Below are 879 nucleotides of genomic sequence, written 5' to 3'. Positions count from 1 at the left end.
GGCCACGGGCCTAACCGTGGCGGCGAAGGCCGGCCAAACGGGCCAGCCACGGCGTTCCTCCGGCCGTACAGGAGGGGCCGTCCCGAGGCCTAAAACCGGGCGCTGGCCGGCGAAAGGGCCAGGAGCTACCTGGCGCTGCGGCGCTGGGAAGCGTGGTGCGAAGCCTCCTGCGGGAGGCGGTCAGGACAGAGGGCCTGCGGGCCCACGGGCGAGAAGCCCACCCTTACAGGGGGACACCCTTATCCCCCACCCCCGGCTGACCTTCAGCCGGGGTTTTCTGTTTGGCCCTCCGGCCGCCTAGAGGGCCCCTGGAAGGCCGGGGGAGGGGTGGGGGGCTTTTCCCCCCTTGGCCCCTCGAGGGGGCGGCCTTCTAGGGCCCTTAGAGGCCGGGAGAGGGGGCCCCGGGGAGCTCCGAGGGAGGAAGAGGCAGGCGCAGGACCGCCTCCCCCAAAAGCCTCCCCCGCTCCACCACCCCCAGGGCCAGCACCAGCCCCCCGGGGGCGGGAAGGAGGTGGGGCCTCCGGGCCAGGAAGCGCACCACGAAGGGGACCTCCCCGGGAAGCCGCACGCGCACCCGCCCCACCCCCTCCAGGGCCCCAAGCCACTCCCCCAGGAGGGTGAAGCCCAAAGGCTCCCCCGGAAGGGTCCCCACGGGGGCCTCCCCCAGGGGGCGGCACGCGGCCAGGTGGAGGGAGGTGGCGAACCCCTCCCCGTCCGTGCGCAGGTGGAGGCGCACCCAGAAGAGCCCCGGGGGGAAGACCTCCTTCTTGGGGCACCAGAAGCGGCGCAGCCGGGCGAAGAGGCCCAGGGCCTCCAGGCGGAGGACCTTCCGCCCCGGGAGGCGGGAGAGGTGGGCGGGGCCTTCCAGGTGGGCCCGGT

General features: G+C 74.7%; 1 protein-coding gene. It reads right to left on the bottom strand.

What is annotated here, in order from left to right; genetic code table 11:
- Positions 1 to 379: 379 nt before the first annotated feature.
- A partial coding sequence (locus L0D17_RS13160; RefSeq protein WP_243095700.1) for a hypothetical protein occupies positions 380 to 879 on the bottom strand: 500 nt, incomplete at its 5' end.

Source organism: Thermus thalpophilus, from assembly GCF_022760915.1.
GTDB lineage: Bacteria > Deinococcota > Deinococci > Deinococcales > Thermaceae > Thermus > Thermus thalpophilus.
The sequence above is the reverse complement of the archived record's forward strand: the minus strand, read 5'-3'. Positions and strand labels throughout refer to the sequence as shown.